Origin of the sequence: Serratia sp. (in: enterobacteria) (genome assembly GCF_051654945.1) — a bacterium.
Taxonomy (GTDB): Bacteria; Pseudomonadota; Gammaproteobacteria; order Enterobacterales; family Enterobacteriaceae; genus Chania.
This window is the reverse complement of the sequence record NZ_JBOFZA010000085.1, coordinates 136,027-155,258: the sequence shown is the minus strand read 5'-3', so window position 1 is coordinate 155,258 and position 19,232 is coordinate 136,027. Positions and strand designations below refer to the sequence as shown.

Sequence of the window (19,232 nt, the reverse complement as noted above, 5' to 3'; positions counted from 1 at the left end):
TCTATTCACCGATGAGCAATGTAGAGCAAATTTTGCGTAATGGCCCTGCTCCGTCCTACCAACTGACTGGCGCGTTGGGCATTAGCCAACCCACGCTATCGCGACGTCTCCGCGATTTGGCGGGGATAGTGCTGACCATCGGTAGAGGCCGTGCCACGCGCTATGCTCTCAGACGTGAGGTAGGAGGCGATTCGCACTTCCCACTGTATCAAATCGATAAGTTGGGTAAGGCGCATCTGTTTGCCACGCTCTATCCAATCTATCCGGCTGACAACTGCGCGGTGCTCAATGAGCAGAGCGGCGAGTGGCACCTGTTCGATGGTTTACCCTGGTATCTGAACGATCTGCGTCCGATAGGTTTTCTTGGCCGAGCCTGGGGGAAAGCCGTTGCGCGACAGCTTAGGTTGCCGGAAGACGTCCAGCAATGGGATGAGGAGCAGCGTCTGTTGGCGCTGTGTCACTATGGCGAGGATATGAGTGGCGATCTGTTGCCGGGGGCAGAGAGTTATCAGCGCTGGGTTACGAGCGCGGCCGCAATTCCGGTGCCGATGGCTGACAAAGCCAAGTATTACGCTACGCTGGCTGCACGTGCTCTAGCCGGGGAACTGGTTGGTTCTTCTGCAGGTGGCGAGCAGCCCAAGTTTACGACCTATGCTGAACTGGCAAGCGATCGTTGTCGCCATGTGCTGGTGAAGTTCAGCGCTGTACCCAACAATCCTGTCGCACAGCGCTGGAGCGACTTATTGATCGCTGAGTCATTGGCGTTGCGAGTGGTTGCCGAGTCCGGATTGTTTGCTGCGCCTGCAAGCGTGCTGTTTGGTGATGACCGGCAATGTTTTTTGGAGAGTGTTCGCTTCGATCGCATTGGCGAGCATGGCCGAGTCGGGCTCGTTTCACTGGAGGCGCTGGATGCCGAATTTAGCGGCAGCGGTGGGGCTAACTGGGTCACGGCAGCGGAAAGGTTATTGCAGCAGAAGATCATCGCTCACCACACTTGTCAGGCGATCTGCCTGTTTTGGGCATTTGGCCGGTTGATTGCCAACAGCGATATGCATCAGGGGAATTTATCGTTCTTGCGTACGGAACAGTGGCCAACGATGTTGGCTCCGCTGTATGACATGTTGCCGATGGCGTTTGCCCCGGCCAATAGTGGCAATATGCGACAAACGGCGTTGGAAATCAGATTGGGCAATGAAGTCAGCGGTATTATTTGGCGGCAAGCGGAACGGATGGCTCTGGTATTCTGGCAGCTTACGGCTGAGCACCCGCAGATCAGTGAGTCGTTCCGGGCCATCGCTAGAGAAATGTTGGCACAGCTACAGGCGCTGAACGATCGCATTCAGCGCCTGGCCTAGCTTACTCTTTTTTGCTCTCTTCCTGCTCAGCCGGTTTATCGTCTTCGCCGTCGTCTACCGTGTTGCCTTCTGCCAGCGGCGTGTTGGCGGTTAACAGGTACGGCGACTGTTGCCAGCGGCTGCGGCGGCCTTGCAACAGAGTACGCGCCAGAATAATACCGATGGCCAGCGCCAGCAGGATCATCAGGCGTAACAGGTTGGTGGTGTTATCCACCTGCTTGGATTCGGTAGCCAGCACGTGGGTATCGAGCGTCACGCGGATAAAGCCCAGCGGACCATCTTTGCCCTGGATCGACTCTACGAGCTGGTGGTTGAAGTAACTGCCCGCACGTTTGCCATCCAGTGCCAGCCGATCGCGTACGCTGATCTGCTCGCCGGAATGGGCAAGCAGGGTACCGTCCAACTGATAGACGCTGGCATCCAGGATGCGGCTGTGATCGGTCAGCTGCTTGAGAATGCGCTCAACCTGTTGGTTGTCTATATCGCTGTCGTCGTCCATCAGCGGTGATAGAGTGAAAGCCACTTGTTTGGTCAACGTTTGCGCCAACTCTTCGACCTGTTCCGATCGCGCCATTTGATGGCTCAGGCTAAAATAGGAGGCACCCTGCATCAACAGCACCAGCAACGCCAGGCAAATCAGGATGATCGCGGTGCGATGCAGGCGGAATTTCAGTTTAGCTTTAGCCATTAGGCTTCCTTGGGCTATGGGACACTTTATGTTGCCAGAAGCAATGGCGATAGGATAGCTTGATGCGTCGTTTTATCATGCAGTGTAATTCAGGAGCTAAGGATGCCAAATAGTCTGACCTATTGCGATCTCCCCGCTGAGATCTCTCAATGGCCGGGGTTGCCTCTTTCGTTGAGCGGTGACGAAGTCATGCCGCTGGATTATCGGGCGGGCCATACCGGTTGGCTACTATATGGCAGAGAGCTGGATAAAGAGCGCATTACCCAGTTCCAACGCAAGCTGGGTGCGGCGATGGTGATCGTGACGGCCTGGGCGGTGGAGGATTATCAGGTAGTTCGCCTGGCGGGCACGCTGTCTGCGCGCGCTAAAATGCTGGCGAATGAAAGCGGTCTGGACGTTGCCCCACTGGGAAAGATCCCCAATCTGCGCAAGTCGGGCCTGCTGGTAATGGATATGGACTCGACGGCGATCCAGATTGAGTGCATTGACGAAATCGCCAAGTTGGCCGGAGTGGGCGAGCAGGTCAGTGAAGTGACCGAACGTGCGATGCGCGGCGAACTCGATTTCACCGCCAGCCTGCGCCAACGCGTGGGTACGCTGAAAGGGGCCGATGCCAATATTCTCAAGCAGGTGCGTGATGAGTTACCGCTGATGCCTGGGTTGACCAGCCTGGTGCGCAAATTGCAGGCGCTGGACTGGCATGTGGCCATCGCCTCTGGCGGCTTTACTTATTATGCCGAGTACCTGCGTGACAAGCTCAAGCTGGTGGCCGTGGCCGCCAACGAGTTGGAAATCCGTGACGGTAAGCTGACAGGCGTTGTGCTAGGGCCGATCGTGGATGCGCAATTCAAGGCCGATACTTTGGTGGCGCTGGCTGAGAAGCTGGGGATCCCACTACAGCAAACCGTGGCGATCGGTGACGGTGCCAACGATTTGAAAATGATGCAGGTCGCCGGACTGGGCATTGCTTATCACGCCAAGCCCAAGGTCTATGAGAAAGCGCAGGTCTCGATCCGCCATGCCGATCTGCTGGGAGTGCTCTGTGTGCTCTGCGGCAGTTTGAAACACGAAGTGAGGTAAGTTGTGGCAAAAGCAGTAAAACGGGCATTTGTCTGTAATGAATGCGGTGCTGATTATCCGCGCTGGCAGGGGCAATGCAGCGCCTGTCAGGCCTGGAACACCATTACAGAAGTGCGCCTGGCTGCGGTTTCTTCTTCCGCTGCCCGCAGCGAGCGTAGCGGCTATGCGGGCGATGCCGGCATCAGCAAGGTGCAGAAGCTTTCGGACATCAGTCTGCAAGAATTGCCTCGTTTCTCAACCGGTTTTGTTGAATTTGACCGTGTACTGGGCGGTGGTGTGGTGCCGGGCAGCGCGATCCTGATCGGTGGCAACCCCGGTGCAGGCAAAAGTACGCTGTTGCTGCAGGTGCTGTGCAAACTCGCCGAGCAGATGAAAACCCTGTATGTCACCGGTGAAGAGTCGCTGCAACAGGTGGCGATGCGTGCCCATCGTCTCGGCTTGCCGACCGGTGGCCTGAACATGCTGTCGGAAACCAGTATCGAACAGATCTGCCTGATCGCCGAGCAGGAGCAGCCGCGCCTGATGGTCATCGATTCGATCCAGGTGATGCATATGGCGGATATCCAGTCATCGCCGGGTAGCGTGGCGCAGGTGCGCGAAACGGCGGCCTATCTGACCCGCTTTGCCAAAACCCGCGGCGTGGCGATCGTGATGGTTGGCCACGTCACCAAAGATGGCTCGCTGGCCGGGCCGAAAGTCCTCGAACACTGTATCGACTGTTCTGTGCTGCTGGATGGCGATGCCGATTCCCGTTTCCGTACGCTGCGCAGCCATAAAAACCGCTTTGGTGCGGTCAATGAGCTGGGCGTGTTCGCCATGACCGAGCAGGGATTGCGTGAGGTGAGTAATCCTTCCGCCATCTTCCTCAGCCGGGGTGATGAAGTGACCTCCGGCAGTTCGGTGATGGTCGTTTGGGAAGGCACCAGACCGCTGCTGGTCGAAATCCAGGCGCTGGTGGATCACTCCATGATGTCCAACCCACGCCGCGTTGCCGTGGGCCTGGAGCAGAACCGTTTAGCGATCTTGCTGGCGGTGTTGCATCGTCATGGTGGTTTGCAGATGTCTGACCAAGACGTGTTCGTCAACGTGGTGGGCGGCGTCAAGGTCAGTGAAACCAGTGCCGATTTGGCGTTGCTGCTGGCGTTGGTCTCCAGCCTGCGCGACCGCCCGTTGCCCAACGATCTGGTTGTGTTTGGCGAAGTGGGGCTGGCAGGGGAGATCCGCCCGGTGCCTAGTGGTCAGGAGCGTATTTCGGAAGCGGCCAAGCACGGCTTCAAGCGGGCGATCGTGCCGCATGCCAACGTGCCGAAGAAACCACCGGCCAATATGCAGGTGTTTGGCGTCAAGAAGCTGGCGGATGCGCTAAGTGTTTTAGACGAGCTTTAAGTGAGCCGATAACATTGTCTTGTTTAGTATATTATACCCAATAGCTTTCATGTCACAGCTAGGTAACAACGCTGTGGCTTGAAAGATGAAGGGTATATAAACGGGAGGGGTTATGCGGCAGTTCGATTATCTAAAAGCAGCTATTAAGCAACAGGGATGTACCTTACAGCAAGTAGCCGATGCCAGTAGCATGACCAAAGGCTACCTCAGCCAGCTGCTGAATGACAAAATCAAAAGCCCGAGCGCGCAGAAGCTGGAAGCGCTGCACCGTTTCCTGGGGCTGGAATTCCCGCGCCGCGAAAAGAAAGTCGGCGTAGTGTTTGGTAAATTTTACCCGCTGCATACCGGACATATCTATCTGATCCAGCGTGCCTGTAGCCAGGTCGACGAACTACATGTGATCCTGTGCCACGATGAGCCGCGCGATCTGCTGCTGTTTGAGAACAGTTCGATGTCGCAGCAACCGACGGTCAGCGACCGCCTGCGTTGGCTGTTACAGACCTTTAAGTACCAGAAAAATATCCATATTCACTCTTTCGACGAAAAGGGCATCGAGCCTTACCCACACGGCTGGGACGTGTGGAGCAACGGCGTGAAGAGCTTTATGGAGCAAAAGGGCATCGTCCCGAGCTTTATCTACTCCAGCGAAGAGCTGGACGCCCCCCGTTACCGCGAACATCTGGGGATTGAAACCATTCTGGTGGATCCGCAACGCTCCTTTATGAATATCAGCGGCGGCCAAATCCGCCGGGATCCGTTCCGCTATTGGGACTACATCCCCACCGAGGTGAAGCCCTTCTTTGTGCGTACGGTGGCGATCCTGGGCGGTGAGTCCAGTGGCAAGTCAACGCTGGTCAACAAGCTGGCTAACATCTTCAACACCACCAGCGCCTGGGAATATGGCCGTGATTACGTGTTCTCCCACCTGGGCGGTGACGAGATGGCGTTGCAGTATTCCGATTACGACAAGATCGCGCTTGGACAGGCCCAGTACGTGGATTTTGCGGTCAAATACGCCAATAAAGTGGCCTTTATCGATACCGACTTTGTCACCACGCAGGCGTTCTGTAAGAAGTATGAAGGGCGGGAGCATCCGTTCGTGCAGGCCTTGATCGACGAATACCGTTTCGATCTGGTGATCCTGTTGGAAAATAATACCCCTTGGGTGGCCGACGGCTTGCGCAGCCTGGGCAGCCCGGTCGATCGCAAGGCGTTTCAGTATCTGCTGGAAGAGATGCTGCACGCCAATAACATCGAATATGTGCACGTTGAGTCGAGCGATTACGAAGAGCGTTTCCTGCGTTGTGTCGAGCTGGTGCAACAACTGCTGGCAGCCGATGCCAGCCGATTGGTGTAATGCCCCTCACCCCAACCCTCCCAAAAGGAGAGGGGACCGAACGTGCCACAGTTTAACTCCTACACCTAATAGCTGCTCTAGGCTAGCCCCCTCTCCCTAAACGAGTGTTTATGAGGAATTAGCTCAATAGTGGGAGAGGGTTGGGGTGAGGGGACATTTCCTCAGCGAACATGGTAGTAAGTGATCGCAGTACGCCCCATCAACTTAGTAAGTTATTACTAGCTTACCCTGCATATGCCCATCCAGCAGCTTGGCATGAGCGGCGGTCAAAGTGTCTACCGTCAGCCCCTGTAGCGTTTCGCTCAGCGTAGTGCTCAGTTTGCCAGCATCGAGCAATTGCGCCACCTGTTTGAGGATCTCTCCCTGTTGGGCAATATCCGGCGTGGTGAACATGCTGCGGGTAAACATAAACTCCCAATGCAGCGCAGCGCTTTTCAGCTTCAACGCATTCTGATCCAGCGGTTGGCTGTTCTCAACGATGGTACAGATATGGCCGAGCGGGGCGATCAGATCGCTGATGGCCTGCCAGTGACCGTCGGTATCGTTCAAGCACAGGATATAATCCACGCTCTCAACCCCTTCCTTGGTCAGATTAGCTTTCAGATCGCGGTAATCCACTACCAGCTCAGCGCCACGTTCGCGGCACCAGGCCGCTGATTCCGGGCGAGAGGCCGTTGCAATGACTTTCACCTTGCTACGCTGTGCCGCCAGAGGGATCGCCAGCGAACCTACACCACCGGCACCGCCGATGATCAACAGCGTTTTGCCGGCATCGGCATGTTGAATATTCAGGTGTTCAAACAGGGCTTCCCAGGCGGTGAGCGCGGTCAGCGGCATGGCGGCGGCCTGCGCCCAGTTCAGGCTGGCAGGTTTATGCGCCACGATACGGGAATCAATCAGTTGATGGGTGCTGTTGCTGCCTGGACGGGTAATATCCCCGGCATACCACACCTCATCGCCTGGTTTAAAGCCGCTAACGCTGCTGCCGACTTCCACCACTACGCCGCTGGCGTCCCAGCCGAGAATACGTGGCTGCTGTAAACCATTCTTTTGCAGGCCCGCATGAACCTTGGTATCTACCGGATTGACGGAAACGGCTTTGACTGCCACCAGCAGATCGTATTGACCCGGTGCGGGTTTCTCTGGGGTGATCTCGATAAAGCTGGCTGGATTTTTTGGGTCGACGGCAATGGCTTTAATTAACATAACTGTGCTCCTTAGCAAGAATAGTCACAGTGTAGACCTTGGGGAGTAGAGTGATAAGATGGACAATAACTAACTAAGTGTTCGTCTGAGGTGAACAATCATGTTCAAGCAGTTACAGGATATGGCGTTGTTTGCGCTGGTGGCCGAGTGTGGCAGCTTTACCGCAGCGGCCAATCGGGCTGGTTTGCCCAAATCGAGCGTCAGCCAACGAGTCAGCCAACTGGAACAAAAGCTTGGCCTGCGTTTGCTCAACCGCACCACCCGGCAGCTAAACCTGACCTTTGCCGGCGAGCGTTATTTTGAACATTGCCAGGAGATGCTCTCTGCCGCCGAACGTGCCGATCTGGCCTTGCAGCGCCTACGCGATAACCCCGGTGGCCGCCTGCGTATTTCGACGCCTGCCGGATTGGGAGCGACGTTGTTGCCGCGTCTGGCGGCGGATTTTCAGCGCCAGTATCCGGATGTCTCGCTGGAAGTATCGGTGTCGGATGCCATGGTGGATATGGTGCAGGAAGGGTTTGATGCGGCATTGCGTACCGGCAGGCCACAGGATTCTTCGTTGATTGGCCGCCGTTTAGGGCATGCTCCCCGTTATTTGCTGGCTGCGCCGGAGTATCTGGCCCAGCACCCGCCGTTGCTGCATCCGCAGCAGTTACAGCAGCATCTATGCATTGCTCACCGATCCTGGCCCGCCTGGATTTTACGCCGGGGTGAGGAGTATTACCGTTGGCAACTGCCGCTGCGCCATACCACCGATAATCTGTTATATGCACGAGAATGTGCCATTTTGGGCGCGGGCATTACGCTGTTGCCTGCTTTTCTCAGCCGTGAAGTGGTGGCGCAAAAGCAATTGGTGGAAGTGTTGCCGCAGTGGCAGGCCGAAGGCAATGAACTGTATCTGGTTTACCCAAGCCGTAAGCTGAATTCCCCGGCGTTGGCCTGTTTTATTGATGTAGTGATCCAGCACCCGGTATTTGTAGATTATGCGCAGGCGCTGGATTGGGGGTAAAAACGGAGTCAGTTGCTGCGCAGTTCAGGCGCTATCACCTTGGTGCCCGGCAAACACCGGTTTATTTATCATCAGGTTACGCAACCGAGATGAATGGTGCGAGATGCGTAATATCAATCCCCGCTTTGCATACGGCCTGTTTATTCGGTAGTAGACAATATCATGCAGCGAAATGAGAATGGTCCGGAACTAATGGTTGATTATCCATAAGCTTATTCCTCTAAATGAAATACATAATGTCCTTATTATTGGTTCTAGCCAGATAGCATCAGATAACCCGCATTTTATAAGCGTTTCTAATGGTTGCAAGTAGTTATAACACTAATGGAAGGCGCCATTTAATAACCATTAAAATCAAATGGTCAATATTGATATTATGTATTTTACTTATTGTTATTTAAGTAAATGTAATTAATTTTTTAATAAAAGTGCACGAAATAAACTTTCAGCTAATATAAGAAAACCTGCAAAAACTTTTAAGCTTTTAACCATGTGGTGTCAGCTTAACAGCCCAGCCTGCGGGTATTGATGATTTCCAATAACATAGAAAACCCTATGCCTTTGCTACCTGAGGTTGCCGCTTTATTGCCTGCAACTCCCGTGACTTCGGCTATAGGGATCCAACGGTGCCTTATTCCTGAGAAAAGGTTCAATACTATGACAACTGCGGATGCAAAATTTCTAGAACGAGTTCGGCGTATGGGGCATGACCCCGCAATCATCGAGCGAGAGGGATCTCATACCACCCGGGTCAAGGTTGCTTCGCTCAAGCAAATGCGTGACATCATCGGTCCCGTCGATGTTGAGACGCGTAAAGCCAATCAACTGGGCTTTGACCAGTCGGCGTCAAAGGCCAGCGCTTGCGATCTGGGCTCGGCATCTCATTCGTTTATCTACGGTACTGGCGAACTGTCAGCCGAACAGTTGGCTGAGATCGACTCCCATTTCCCGGTCGAAGTAACGCTCACCTCTGCGGTGGACTTCACCTTGCCTCTGGGCAATACCGCCTATGGCCCTAACGCGCCAGCGGTGGGGCTGAACTATGGCACCTTGACCATTCCTTACGGCGCGTGGATCACCACTCTGAGTACCGGACTGTCGTTGACTGCCACCAGCGTTATCATCTCTCCACCCAGCTCGCCACCTCCGACTCCGGCACCGCCTTCCTACCAGATTGGCATTCTGGGGGCTACGCAATCTGTGGCTGCGGCGGGCGCAGCGGGGGCACCCAATACCACACCTGGTGGCGCTGGGGGCGGGGGAGGTTGCATCTGGGGGGGCGGAGGTTGTGATAGCGGGCCAAGCGGCGGCTCTCCCGGCAATGCGGGTGGCAATGGTGGCATAGGTGCCAATGGTGCAGTCGGTTCAACGGCATTAGCCGCACAGATCAATATCAATAGTCTGACGGGGATCCTGGGCGTTGCCTCCCAAGGAGGGACCGGGCAAACCGGTGGTCAGGGGGGCGCGGGTGGTGCGGGCTCCTCAGGTGGTGCGGGTGGTGATGGCCCTCATTGCGGCGCCGCCGGTTGTAACGGTGGTGATGGTGGTACGGGGGGCGCAGGTGGGAATGGCGGCAACGGCGGTAATGGCGGCAACGGCGGCAGCGCCCAAACGGTCACCGTGACCGTGACCACGTTGTCTCCTGGCAGCAATGTCATTGCCAATCCAATGGCTTCGCCTCCTGGCAATGCTGGAACCGGTGGCGCAGCGGGTGCCGGTGGCCCTGGTGGTGCGGGAGGCGGAAGTGGCCCTGGTGGCACTAACGGTAAAACCGGATCCTCGGGTCCATCGGGCCAGGCGGGCGGAAATGGCGCAGCGGGGACCAGCAGCGGCCCGGTTGGTCAGATTATCCTGCGCTTACCCTAGCGCGTAGGCCACTTGCAGGGCGGGTTGTACCTGCCCTGTCTTTTCGACCTTCACCTCTGAGTGGGTTATAAACAATGAATGATCCAGCAAACTCAGCGATAGCGCGCTCTCCGCAGCTACTGCTCGCCGCCGCATCGCTTGCCAAGTGCGACGAGGCACACGCTACCTCTGCCGCGTGCAAGCTGTTAGGGATCGCTGATACCAGGCTAATTGGCGTATCTGCTCATTCCGAATTGAATTGGAACGGTTTCCCGCTGCAGCTGTTGCTCTCGTTGCGCCAGCAAAAAATTGCGGTTCGGCTGCTGGGGGATCCAGGTTCACATCTGTTCGATCCGGTTGCACGTTATCAACTTGGCAAGGAAGCGCTTCCTTCGCTGTTGGCCTTCGCCCAGGCAGACTTGTTGTATCCGCTGGCTCAAAACCTGATTGCTCAGGTGGTGCCTGGCGATCCTGAACGATTAGCCCAATATGCGGCGGGCACCCTGTGGCTGGCGGCCGGGTTGAACTCGCCGGGCATGGCGATGTATGTCGCGCCAGCTCCCAGCGAAAACCGCTGGCAAAAAGCCAGTGGCTGGATCGCGTCTGTGACGCCAGCCCCGTTTGACGCGTTGGCATTAATCGCCGTGCTGCAGCAAAACTGTTTTCTGCTTGGCGTGGGTGTCGAAGGCATCAGCCCGGGTACGGCGCGTTTTAAGCTTTACTGGCGCATGACTACGCCCCAGCCTTTAGCCGATTTTGGTATCTCCTTGCTCACCGATCCCACGATGATTGCCTTTTTGACCGAAGCGCTTGATGGCGTTGCGGTAGCTCCTGACGCGCTCAACTTCTCCGCCAATTTCGACGTGACGAGCGGCAGGCTGGTTGATGTCAAAGTCGATGTCAGCTGGCATGGCCGCCCAACTCACCAGGCATTACAGATTATCGCCCGTCAGGCCAACCACCTGGGTTTGGCCACGCTGGAAACGCACGCCGCCATCAAGACGATCCGTCAACACCAACTGGAAGTGGGGTGCATAGGCTTAGGGATTGATGCTGCGGCTCAATATCGTTTAAACACCTATCTGTTTTAATCCCTAGGGGGCTTTCATGAGCATCACTACCTCAGGCAATCCAGTCACGGCGCAACAACAGTCTACGACACCCGATCTCAAGATGTTTCAGATGGGCGCAGAGGGGGCGAGTGCTGCCGACTCGGTGAACCTGTTTCGTGGTGATGTGATCTTTCCGTTGAATCTGCTCTCGCTGGAAAATCGCGGCGGGCTTAAAACCACGATCGCGCTGAGCTACGGCAGTGCCGTTGAGCAGGCGGTGGGTACCATTAACCAGGCCGCGCCAACGGGGATTGTGGGGTTGGGATGGAGCCTGCCGTTTGAGATGATCCTGCTGGATTTTCAAGGTTCGGGATCGCCGAACGACGACAGCTATTATCTAGCCAATTCGGAAGGCGGCCGCAGCCGTTTGTGGTCGACGGGCCAATCCGCAGTGGGTACGGCTGAAGAACTGTGGACCTTCGAGCTTGAGTCTTTCCACTTTCAGCTGATTTCCTACTCGCCAGCCAAACAGCTTTGGACCCTGATCGAAGCGGACGGCTCGACACGTATTTACGGTGCAGACGTTGCCAATGGCGATAGCCCGAACGCGTTGCGCACGGCGATAAAATGGGGTGGAGTGACGGGAAATTGGACCGGTGCCAGCTCTCGAACCCAGGGGCAGGAGAGTTTTACCATTGCCTGGAATCTGGCCAAGGTGGTGAATGCCTGGGGCGATGAAATTATCTACACCTATTCCGCCTTTGCCGATGATGAGATCGAGATCGGCGGTGCCGGCGGCCTGGCCTACACGCGCGCGAGCTATTTACAGACCATCGCCGATCCTACTGGCCGTACCATAACGTTTAATTATCTGCCGAAAATCTACGATCTGGCCCCCAATCAAAACGGCGTGATGATCCGTGAATATGAGCCGCCGCACAGCCTGCAAGGCAGTGGCCCCTGGCCCTACCAGGACCGTTTTGAGACGCGCTTTCTCGACAATATCACGGTCACGCAAACTCAAGACAATGTCACCAGCGTGATCACCAGCTTACGTTTTGGCTATAGCGTCGATTTACTGGCAGATACCTCGACCATCCCCGGTGACCAAGCCTACCTCTACAAACGCTATCTGCGCACTATTACGGCGGTCAGCGCTAGCGGTAAGCTGATGCCAGGCCCTAAATTTGATTATTATACCGGTGAGGAAACGGCCGGAGATGTGCATCGCGGGGCGCTTAAAACCATGACGCAGGCCAGCGGTGGCACGATCAACTACCACTACGATCGGCAAGCCATTCCGGGGACCGCACTGGATTTAACCATCACCGCCAGCGAACCGTGCTGGGTCTCCGGGCAGTTACGCTTTTTCCCCGGTGCAGATTGCATCGTGCTGGTCGGTTACAACCAGCCCGCATCCAGCCAGCTTACCGTTACGATTTATGAGTGGAATGGGCAATGGCTGAGTTCCCAACCGATCCAGGCCAACCTGCCATTCAATGCCGATTTGACGACGTTACAGGTGAATTTTGGCGAGGACTGCTTCGCGGTCAGCGTGACCGGCGCGCAGGCTAACGGGGTGGTCAATGCCTGGGCAGTGCACCGGGTGTTTGGGCGCTATGGCGAATGGCAAAGTACCGCACTGTCGTTACCTACGGTGGGGGCGGCTGGGACCTATCAGCTTGGCGTGGGTAACAGTTTCGTGGTGTCTGCGGTGGCGGGACAATCGACGATCAACCTCTGGACCTGGGATCCACGCGGCAAGGTATGGACCGCGTCGAATTACTACGTGCCGACCGGATCGGCCGGTGAGTGGGTGCTTAATGCGGGCGTCGACTTCTTCACGCTGTGCCAATATCAACCCGGCCAGCCGTTGGTTCTGTCGCTCTATTATCTCGATCTTGCCACGCTCATCTGGTGCGCTACCCCGACGGTGCTGGACAATATCCAGAACTATTTCTGGGACAGTAAATACCCCAAACTCTCCCTCACCAGTTCACAAACCGTGGCCGTGGCGACGTTTATCACCTCGGTTGATACCGCGGCAAAAACCTTTAACTATCTGTCCAACACCTATTCCTGGGACAGCCATTTCGTTGTCAGCGGGGCGCCGCAGACGGTTCCGGGGGTGAATATCCCCCTCAACACCGTCGAGCCGGTGCTTACCGCCATTGCCACTCCAACCCTGGTCGGTAATGCCGCTAACCTGAGCCGTTTTGATGGTGTCGATTGGATCACCACCTCGATGGGCAATTTCAATCAGGGCAGCGCGGTTGCCAACTTTACCTACGCAGGGGATTTGGCCGTCGGGGTGAGCGGGGCGCAAAACTGCGTCGCGGCCTTTAACCCCTCACTGGGCCAGTTTACTACGCTCTCCCCGTCGGTAGGGGATCAGGGGCCGACGGCACCCACCGCCAACGGCAATATTATCAGCGTGCGCAATACGCTGTTTCAGCAGCTCAACGACGGCTCGCTGCAAAATCTTGGCCCGATGTTGGGGGATGCTGTGGTGGTGGCGAATCAGGCGACCAACGGCTATCTGGCTTACGCCCAAAGCGACGGCAGCAGCTACGTGTTGCTGGTCAAAAACAATGTGGTTGAACCTGTTCCGGTGGCTATTACCACCGGGAAGGCGTTTGTCCTTCCGGGTGTTGACGGCAGCAATGCACCCGGAATGTGGCTGGTTGGGCCGCAATCCTTTGTGAGTTTTGTCGGTGCCACGTTGGATAACGCCAGCCAGTTCACCCTGCACCGCGTGCTGGATCAACAGGTCGGCGGTGCCGTCAGCAACTTTGCCGTCACGGCTGTGGTTGCCCTGGATGGTCTGGGGGGCCAACAAGCCGTGGCATTTGACTACAGCCAGGGCAATGGCACGGTGGGGCCATATGGTTTGGCGAGCCAATACGACAAAGTGATTGCGATTGTGGGAAGTGACACCATTACGGCGACGCCTCATGGCACTACCACCAACTATTTTTACAACGGCATGGACAGTGCCAACGCGCCAGCAGATCTGCTCTATTCCACCCTGAGCGGTACCTTGTGGAAGAGCGAGGCGCGCGATAACCACGGTACGCTGGTGGCGCAATCCGCCAGCGTCTATCAAACCGTGCAAACGGTTGTCGACGCCGTCAGCGGCGATCCGGTGCCGTTAATTGGCAGCTACTCGCGTGTGATATCAAGCAGTGAAACCTTTTACGATGTCACACCCATGGCGTTGCCCGCGCAACCGCCGTTGGTATCGACGACCACCCTGACTTACAACGAGGCTAACGGGCAGCCCAGAACCCGGCAAAGCCAGAATATTGATGCCAAAACGGGCGCGCTGCAAACCTATCAGGACGCTTTTGTCTACGCTTACGAACAGTATCCTGCGCTTGCCTCAGCCGCTATCCATACCCTCACGCCCTCGGTCATGACCACGTCGACGGCCGACGGCAGCATCACGGCTATCCAGGCGGTGACCTGGCAGAGTTGGAGTCCTTCGGGTGCCTGGGGGCCGTACCGCAGTTTCCAGGCGCTGGCAGCTACCTCGGTTTTAGTCGCCAGTGACTGGGCCAATACCACGTTGCCCGCCTCCTCGGCCTGGCAACTCACCAGCCAGGTCAATGCCCGCGATGCGAGCGGGGATGTCCTGGAACTGATAGATGCCAACCAGTTGGCGCAATCCGTCGTTCTCGATCGGGCTGGGCGTTTCGTGGTGGCTTCATTTGGCAATGCCAGCGTGGTTGGGCAACAAGCGACTTACCTGGGTTTTGAATCCTATGAAAACCTGGGGGCGTGGACGCTCGCTGGTTCTGCCTCTGCGCTAATGGCCGCCATTGTCGCGGGGGATGCCAGTTCCGGCTCCAATGCGGTGGTGATGCCAGGCTCCGGAGTGACGAACTCTTCACCGCTCGCCACCACGCTTAACGTGGTGGAAACCCAAGGGCAAACCTATATCTTCTCGTGCTGGATCAAGACTGCCAGCGGTTTCGGCTCGGCGGCGGGCAGTGCCAGCTTGCAGATTGACTCCCTTGCCAGCGTCGCGGTGCCCGATACCGGCGGGCAATGGCAACTGCTGGCATTGACAGCCAATGTGCCAGCCAATGCCAGTGCGCAGCCTTTGACGCTCTCGTTGAGCAATAGCAAGAACGTGACGCTGAAGGTTGATGACATTCGTTTTTCACCGGCCCTGACCGCCTTTTCTTCCAAGGTCTATGACCCGGTATTGCTCACGCAAATCGCCTCAATGGACGCGACCGGCATGATCCGCCAGTCCGTGTTGGGTGATTTTGCCGAGACCAGCGTCAGCGTGCAGGCGAACAACGCGCCGGTCGAGATCAAGGCAGCCTACCTGTCTCGCAGGGGAAATAGCGGGAGTTTGGCCGTCAGCGATTTAAATAGCCTGTTGACGCTGGCCCCGCGTGATTATGCCTTCTATCAAAGTTTCAACGCTGGCAACGTGATCAATGCGGGATGGCAAACACCCACGCCTGACGCATGGACGCTTGCCGGTGGCAAACTCAATCATGTGGGCACCGCGTTGGCCCAAATTGCCTTCAACGGTTACCCCAACGTGGCCGCGGGAGCAACCTTTGGTGCGGCATTGCGGGCTACGCCTGGCACTGCGCTGTCTGCCCCTGTCGGCCTGGGTTTTGGTTCATCTCTTGCGCTGACCTGGAGCCCACTGACCGCGACCTGGGTGCTATCGGACACCTCAGGCCCGCTGTCTACCGCACCGATACGTACTCTGTTGGAGGTGGCCAGTACGAGCTATTTAGCCCCACTGAATGCCGCGACTCTGCCAGCCGATTTCCTTACCAGCTTCCCGCTGGCGGGCCTGCCACTGGCGGCCAATTCCACGGTGACGGTGCTGCAAACCGGTGCCAGCTTTAGCATCACCGACGCAGGCAGTGGTACGGTGTACTACCTGAACCAGGCTTCAGCGGCCGCCAGTCAGATTAGCGTCAGCGTATTGCCGCGTGATTGGCTACTGTTGGTCATGGGCCAGACCCTGGCGTTCTACGCCGACGGCGGTCTGGTGTTAAGTTATGACTCTCCAGTCGCCATTCCTCCTGGCCTGGCCCTGTTTGCGACCGATGCTATTTCCTTTGATAACACGGTGTTTTTCTCCCAGCCAGCGGTGCAGATCCAATACCTCGACGGACTCGGACGCGCGCAGCAGGAGCAACTGTTTGACGGCAGTAAACTTACGGCGCATGCCACGCTCTATGACCATTTGGGGCGAGGCGCGATCGATACGCTATTTGCCGATGTGACCTCGGTAGCGGCAGGTTGGGGGGGCTATATAGCCGATTTGGCCCAGTTCGATTGGGCAGCTGAACAGATGTCCGGCCTGGTTGTTAGCGCCAATCCTGATGCTGGCGGCTATCCGTATTCGCGTACCCGATTTGAAGATTCACCGATGGGGCGGCAGGTCGAAGTTGGCTTGCCTGGCATGGAGTACGCCATCGTTGCGGGCTGCGCGCACAATCACACTACCCGCTACTGTTACGGACTGAACGACGCCAGCTTTACCCTGGCGGCAGGGAAATTCCTGCGAACGACCATGGTCGATCCTGACGGTGTCACCAGCCTCAAGATTGAGGATCTCCATCAGCAAACCGTGCTGACCGCCATCTTGACCACGCCAGCCAATGTCACTCCGGTCTGGGGGACCAGCTACAACTACTTCGACACCTCCGGCAATCCGGTGCAAACCATTACGCCAATGGGATGGGGCGATAGCTATAGTTACGATTTTACCGGTAAACCGGTCAATATGATGTTGGCCAATGAGGGGCAATCGCAACTGGTCTATGACTCACTTCATCGGCTGCGCTTCCAGCTCGACGCCATCGGTGCCACCGCCGCTGCGCCCTATATTCGCTATTGGAAATACGACGTTCTCTCGCGCGTGATCGAGGAGGGGTGTGCTGCGGTGACTAGCGCGGTGGTGGCCGGTTGGCCGCAAAGTATCGTTGCTAATGCCGCTGATCCCACCTTTCCATCGGCCAATCCGTCGGTGCTTTATACCTATGATTTCACTCCCGCATCTGAGGGGCCGCTGTCACTTGCGGCGTTAGGGAACGTCACCCAGACGATCAACAGCAATCAGGTGGTGTCTCCGGCCTCCCCGGCAGATGCATTCAGCGCCACGGAAACCCTGTTGTATGACGATCGCGGAGCTATTTCCCAGCACCAATTGAGTATCGCCGGGGCTGCCAGCGTAAAAACCACCGGCTACCTTTACGATAACCTGTCTGCCGTCAGCGAAATTACCTATCCAACGGGGCTGGTGGTGAATTATCAGAATGACCTGTTGGGGCGGACGGTAGGCATATCTTTAGGGGCCAATCCGTGTGCAGCCTATACCTATAACGCCAATGGTGAGCTGGCTTCTGAGGCAAGCTACGACGACGCGGGTAATCTGGTCGGGGCGGTCCGTCTGCTGAGCTATGAATCCCCGGGATGGCAATCCGACGATGCGGGTACACAATTCTCGGAAATGACCATGTATGCGCCGTGGGACGAGGGTGCTCCTGGCTATTACAGCGGTGCCCCAACCCAAATTATTACCGCGCCTCGCGCCAGTCGGAGCGAGCTGATTGCGACCTATGGGCTGGATCCTCAAGGGCGACTCGCCAGCGTCGACTATGGCTCAGGATCACTGCCATTTGGTTATGATACCAATGGTAATACCGTGCAAATGGGCGCATCACAAATCGCCTATACCGCAGCAACCTGTGACCGCGTACAAAGCCGTACCGACGCAAGTGGCAGTACGCTCTATACGTACAACCCGCTGGGAGCCCTGTCTGCCCGCACCAATAGCAGCACACCCGCGCAAAACCTCAGCCTGAGTTGGGATGGTTTTAGAAAGCGTGCCTTATCGATTGTGGTCGGTGGCACGGCGGCCAGCCAGACCACGCTTGCCTTGCGTTATGGTTTCCAGGGGCGACGTCTACAAAAAACCGTTACGCCAGCAGGAGGAGCCGCAACGGTAAAACAGTATCTGCGTGGTGCGGGGGATGATAGCCTGGTGGAAATCACCGGCGCGACCACGGTTGAATTTGTGCGTGGCCCGCAAGGCTTGCTGCAAATCCGCGTCAATAATACACCGTACTTTGTTGCCACCGATCGTATCGGCTCGATCCGGGCGATCGTCGATGCTCAGGGCGATCTGGTTGGCGGCTACGATTTCCTGCCGTTTGGTCAGATGAACGGTAGCGCCCTGGGGACCAACCCTGGCATCACTGCTTATCTGTTTGCCGGACGCGAGCTAGACGAAAGCGGGCTCTATGATTTCCGTGCGCGTCTCTACGATCCGCTGCTGGGCCGCTTCATCTCCACCGATCCTAAACACCAGTTCGCCAGCCCCTATCTCTATGCGGGCAATGAACCGTTGATCATGGTCGATCCCAACGGCGAAATTGCCTTCCTGGCTGCGCTGGGGATTGCCGCCTTGATTGGCCTGATCGTCGGTGCGGTGTCGGGGGCAGTGAGCTACGCCGCCACCCACAAAGGGGATTTCAAATGGGGAGACTTTGGCAAAGCCGTTGGTCTGGGCGCGCTCACCGGAGCGGTTGCAGGAGCGGTAGGCTTTGCCGCCGGTGCTGCCGCTAGCGCCGGAGCGGTCGCTCTGGGCTATGCGGCGCAAAGCGTCGCCGTGGGTGCGGTGAGTGGTGCCGTGGGCGGGGCGGCGGGCGGTGCCGCCGGGCAGCTTACCGCCAATGCCATTGAAGGCCGAAGCTTGGGAGATGGCATGCTGGCGGCGGTGCTGATTGGCGGGGCACTCGGCGGGCTGGTTGGTGGCGTCGGTGCGCACTTCCGTACTGGCGTACCGCGCGGCGGAGCGGTAGGAAATACGCTTGCCACTGACGCTGCGGCTATGGAGAGCGTCGGTGCCAAGGGCTTTATTCGTTACGGTGAATTTATGGGTAAGATCCCCAGAGGCACACCGAATACCTGGGCACCCACCGCGAGGATCCGAGTCGGCTACAAGTACCAATTTATGGATACCAATGGTCAGAATTGGACTTTCCGCCTGCATTCGCCAGATACCGGAGCGCCTCTGGGAAGCGTCAGCCGCAGCAACTGGACGGCGAAGGTCGAATTCCTGTCAATTGCCGGAGGCGGTGGAGCGCCCAAGCGTCTGTTGCTCGATACCGGCGCATTTCACGTGTCGGGAGGTGCAGGCAATGGGTGGCGCAACGTAGCCCAATTGCCAGCCGGGCATATTCCCGTATCGCTGTTTATGTGAGGGTAATAT

General features: G+C 56.9%; 10 protein-coding genes. 8 read left to right on the top strand and 2 right to left on the bottom strand.

Features of this window, described 5'->3' with window-relative positions; genetic code table 11:
• Positions 1 to 11 precede the first annotated feature (11 nt).
• Positions 12 to 1,355 (top strand): type II toxin-antitoxin system HipA family toxin YjjJ, encoded by a 1,344-nt coding sequence (gene yjjJ / locus ACRDCA_RS20050; RefSeq protein WP_438691118.1) that lies wholly within the window; start codon positions 12 to 14, stop codon positions 1,353 to 1,355.
• 1 nt (position 1,356) lies between these two features.
• On the opposite strand, the gene ACRDCA_RS20045 is transcribed toward yjjJ, so the two are convergent.
• A complete protein-coding gene (locus ACRDCA_RS20045; protein WP_438691117.1) occupies positions 1,357 to 2,043 on the bottom strand; it encodes a YtjB family periplasmic protein in 687 nt (228 codons plus the stop codon).
• A gap of 102 nt (positions 2,044 to 2,145) precedes the next feature.
• On the opposite strand from ACRDCA_RS20045, the gene serB reads away from it, so the two are divergent.
• The 3 genes from serB (at position 2,146) to nadR (ending at position 5,866) form a co-directional block, all read left to right on the top strand.
• Positions 2,146 to 3,123 (top strand): phosphoserine phosphatase, encoded by a 978-nt coding sequence (serB, locus tag ACRDCA_RS20040; RefSeq protein WP_438691116.1) that lies wholly within the window; start codon positions 2,146 to 2,148, stop codon positions 3,121 to 3,123.
• A gap of 3 nt (positions 3,124 to 3,126) precedes the next feature.
• Entirely contained in the window at positions 3,127 to 4,509 is a 1,383-nt protein-coding gene (gene radA, locus ACRDCA_RS20035) for a DNA repair protein RadA (RefSeq protein ID WP_438691115.1), read from the top strand.
• A gap of 112 nt (positions 4,510 to 4,621) precedes the next feature.
• Positions 4,622 to 5,866: a multifunctional transcriptional regulator/nicotinamide-nucleotide adenylyltransferase/ribosylnicotinamide kinase NadR gene (gene nadR / locus ACRDCA_RS20030; RefSeq protein ID WP_025120419.1), complete on the top strand. Its 1,245-nt coding sequence runs from the start codon at positions 4,622 to 4,624 to the stop codon at positions 5,864 to 5,866.
• A gap of 204 nt (positions 5,867 to 6,070) precedes the next feature.
• On the opposite strand, the gene ACRDCA_RS20025 is transcribed toward nadR, so the two are convergent.
• Positions 6,071 to 7,072, bottom strand: a complete 1,002-nt coding sequence (locus ACRDCA_RS20025; RefSeq protein WP_438691114.1) for a zinc-binding alcohol dehydrogenase family protein — start codon at positions 7,070 to 7,072, stop codon at positions 6,071 to 6,073.
• 100 nt (positions 7,073 to 7,172) lie between these two features.
• On the opposite strand from ACRDCA_RS20025, the gene ACRDCA_RS20020 reads away from it, so the two are divergent.
• The 4 genes from ACRDCA_RS20020 to ACRDCA_RS20005 all read left to right on the top strand — a co-directional run bounded on the left by ACRDCA_RS20020 (position 7,173) and on the right by ACRDCA_RS20005 (position 19,223).
• A complete protein-coding gene (locus tag ACRDCA_RS20020; RefSeq protein WP_438691113.1) occupies positions 7,173 to 8,081 on the top strand; it encodes a LysR family transcriptional regulator in 909 nt (302 codons plus the stop codon).
• Positions 8,082 to 8,780: 699 nt separating this feature from the next.
• Complete coding sequence (locus ACRDCA_RS20015) at positions 8,781 to 9,947, top strand: hypothetical protein (protein ID WP_438691112.1); 1,167 nt, start codon at positions 8,781 to 8,783, stop codon at positions 9,945 to 9,947.
• Positions 9,948 to 10,021: 74 nt separating this feature from the next.
• Complete coding sequence (locus ACRDCA_RS20010) at positions 10,022 to 11,017, top strand: hypothetical protein (protein WP_438691111.1); 996 nt, start codon at positions 10,022 to 10,024, stop codon at positions 11,015 to 11,017.
• A 16-nt stretch (positions 11,018 to 11,033) separates the two neighbouring features.
• Complete coding sequence (locus tag ACRDCA_RS20005) at positions 11,034 to 19,223, top strand: RHS repeat-associated core domain-containing protein (RefSeq protein WP_438691110.1); 8,190 nt, start codon at positions 11,034 to 11,036, stop codon at positions 19,221 to 19,223.
• Positions 19,224 to 19,232 lie beyond the last annotated feature (9 nt).

Coding starts and splice junctions, on each gene's coding strand:
- serB (WP_438691116.1), top strand. CDS start 2,146: ATGCCAAATAGTCTGACCTATTGCGATCTCCCCGCTGAGATCTCTCAA.
- ACRDCA_RS20015 (WP_438691112.1), top strand. CDS start 8,781: ATGGGGCATGACCCCGCAATCATCGAGCGAGAGGGATCTCATACCACC.
- ACRDCA_RS20010 (WP_438691111.1), top strand. CDS start 10,022: ATGAATGATCCAGCAAACTCAGCGATAGCGCGCTCTCCGCAGCTACTG.
- ACRDCA_RS20020 (WP_438691113.1), top strand. CDS start 7,173: ATGTTCAAGCAGTTACAGGATATGGCGTTGTTTGCGCTGGTGGCCGAG.
- ACRDCA_RS20005 (WP_438691110.1), top strand. CDS start 11,034: ATGAGCATCACTACCTCAGGCAATCCAGTCACGGCGCAACAACAGTCT.
- ACRDCA_RS20025 (WP_438691114.1), bottom strand. CDS start 7,072: ATGTTAATTAAAGCCATTGCCGTCGACCCAAAAAATCCAGCCAGCTTT.
- nadR (WP_025120419.1), top strand. CDS start 4,622: ATGCGGCAGTTCGATTATCTAAAAGCAGCTATTAAGCAACAGGGATGT.
- ACRDCA_RS20045 (WP_438691117.1), bottom strand. CDS start 2,043: ATGGCTAAAGCTAAACTGAAATTCCGCCTGCATCGCACCGCGATCATC.
- yjjJ (WP_438691118.1), top strand. CDS start 12: ATGAGCAATGTAGAGCAAATTTTGCGTAATGGCCCTGCTCCGTCCTAC.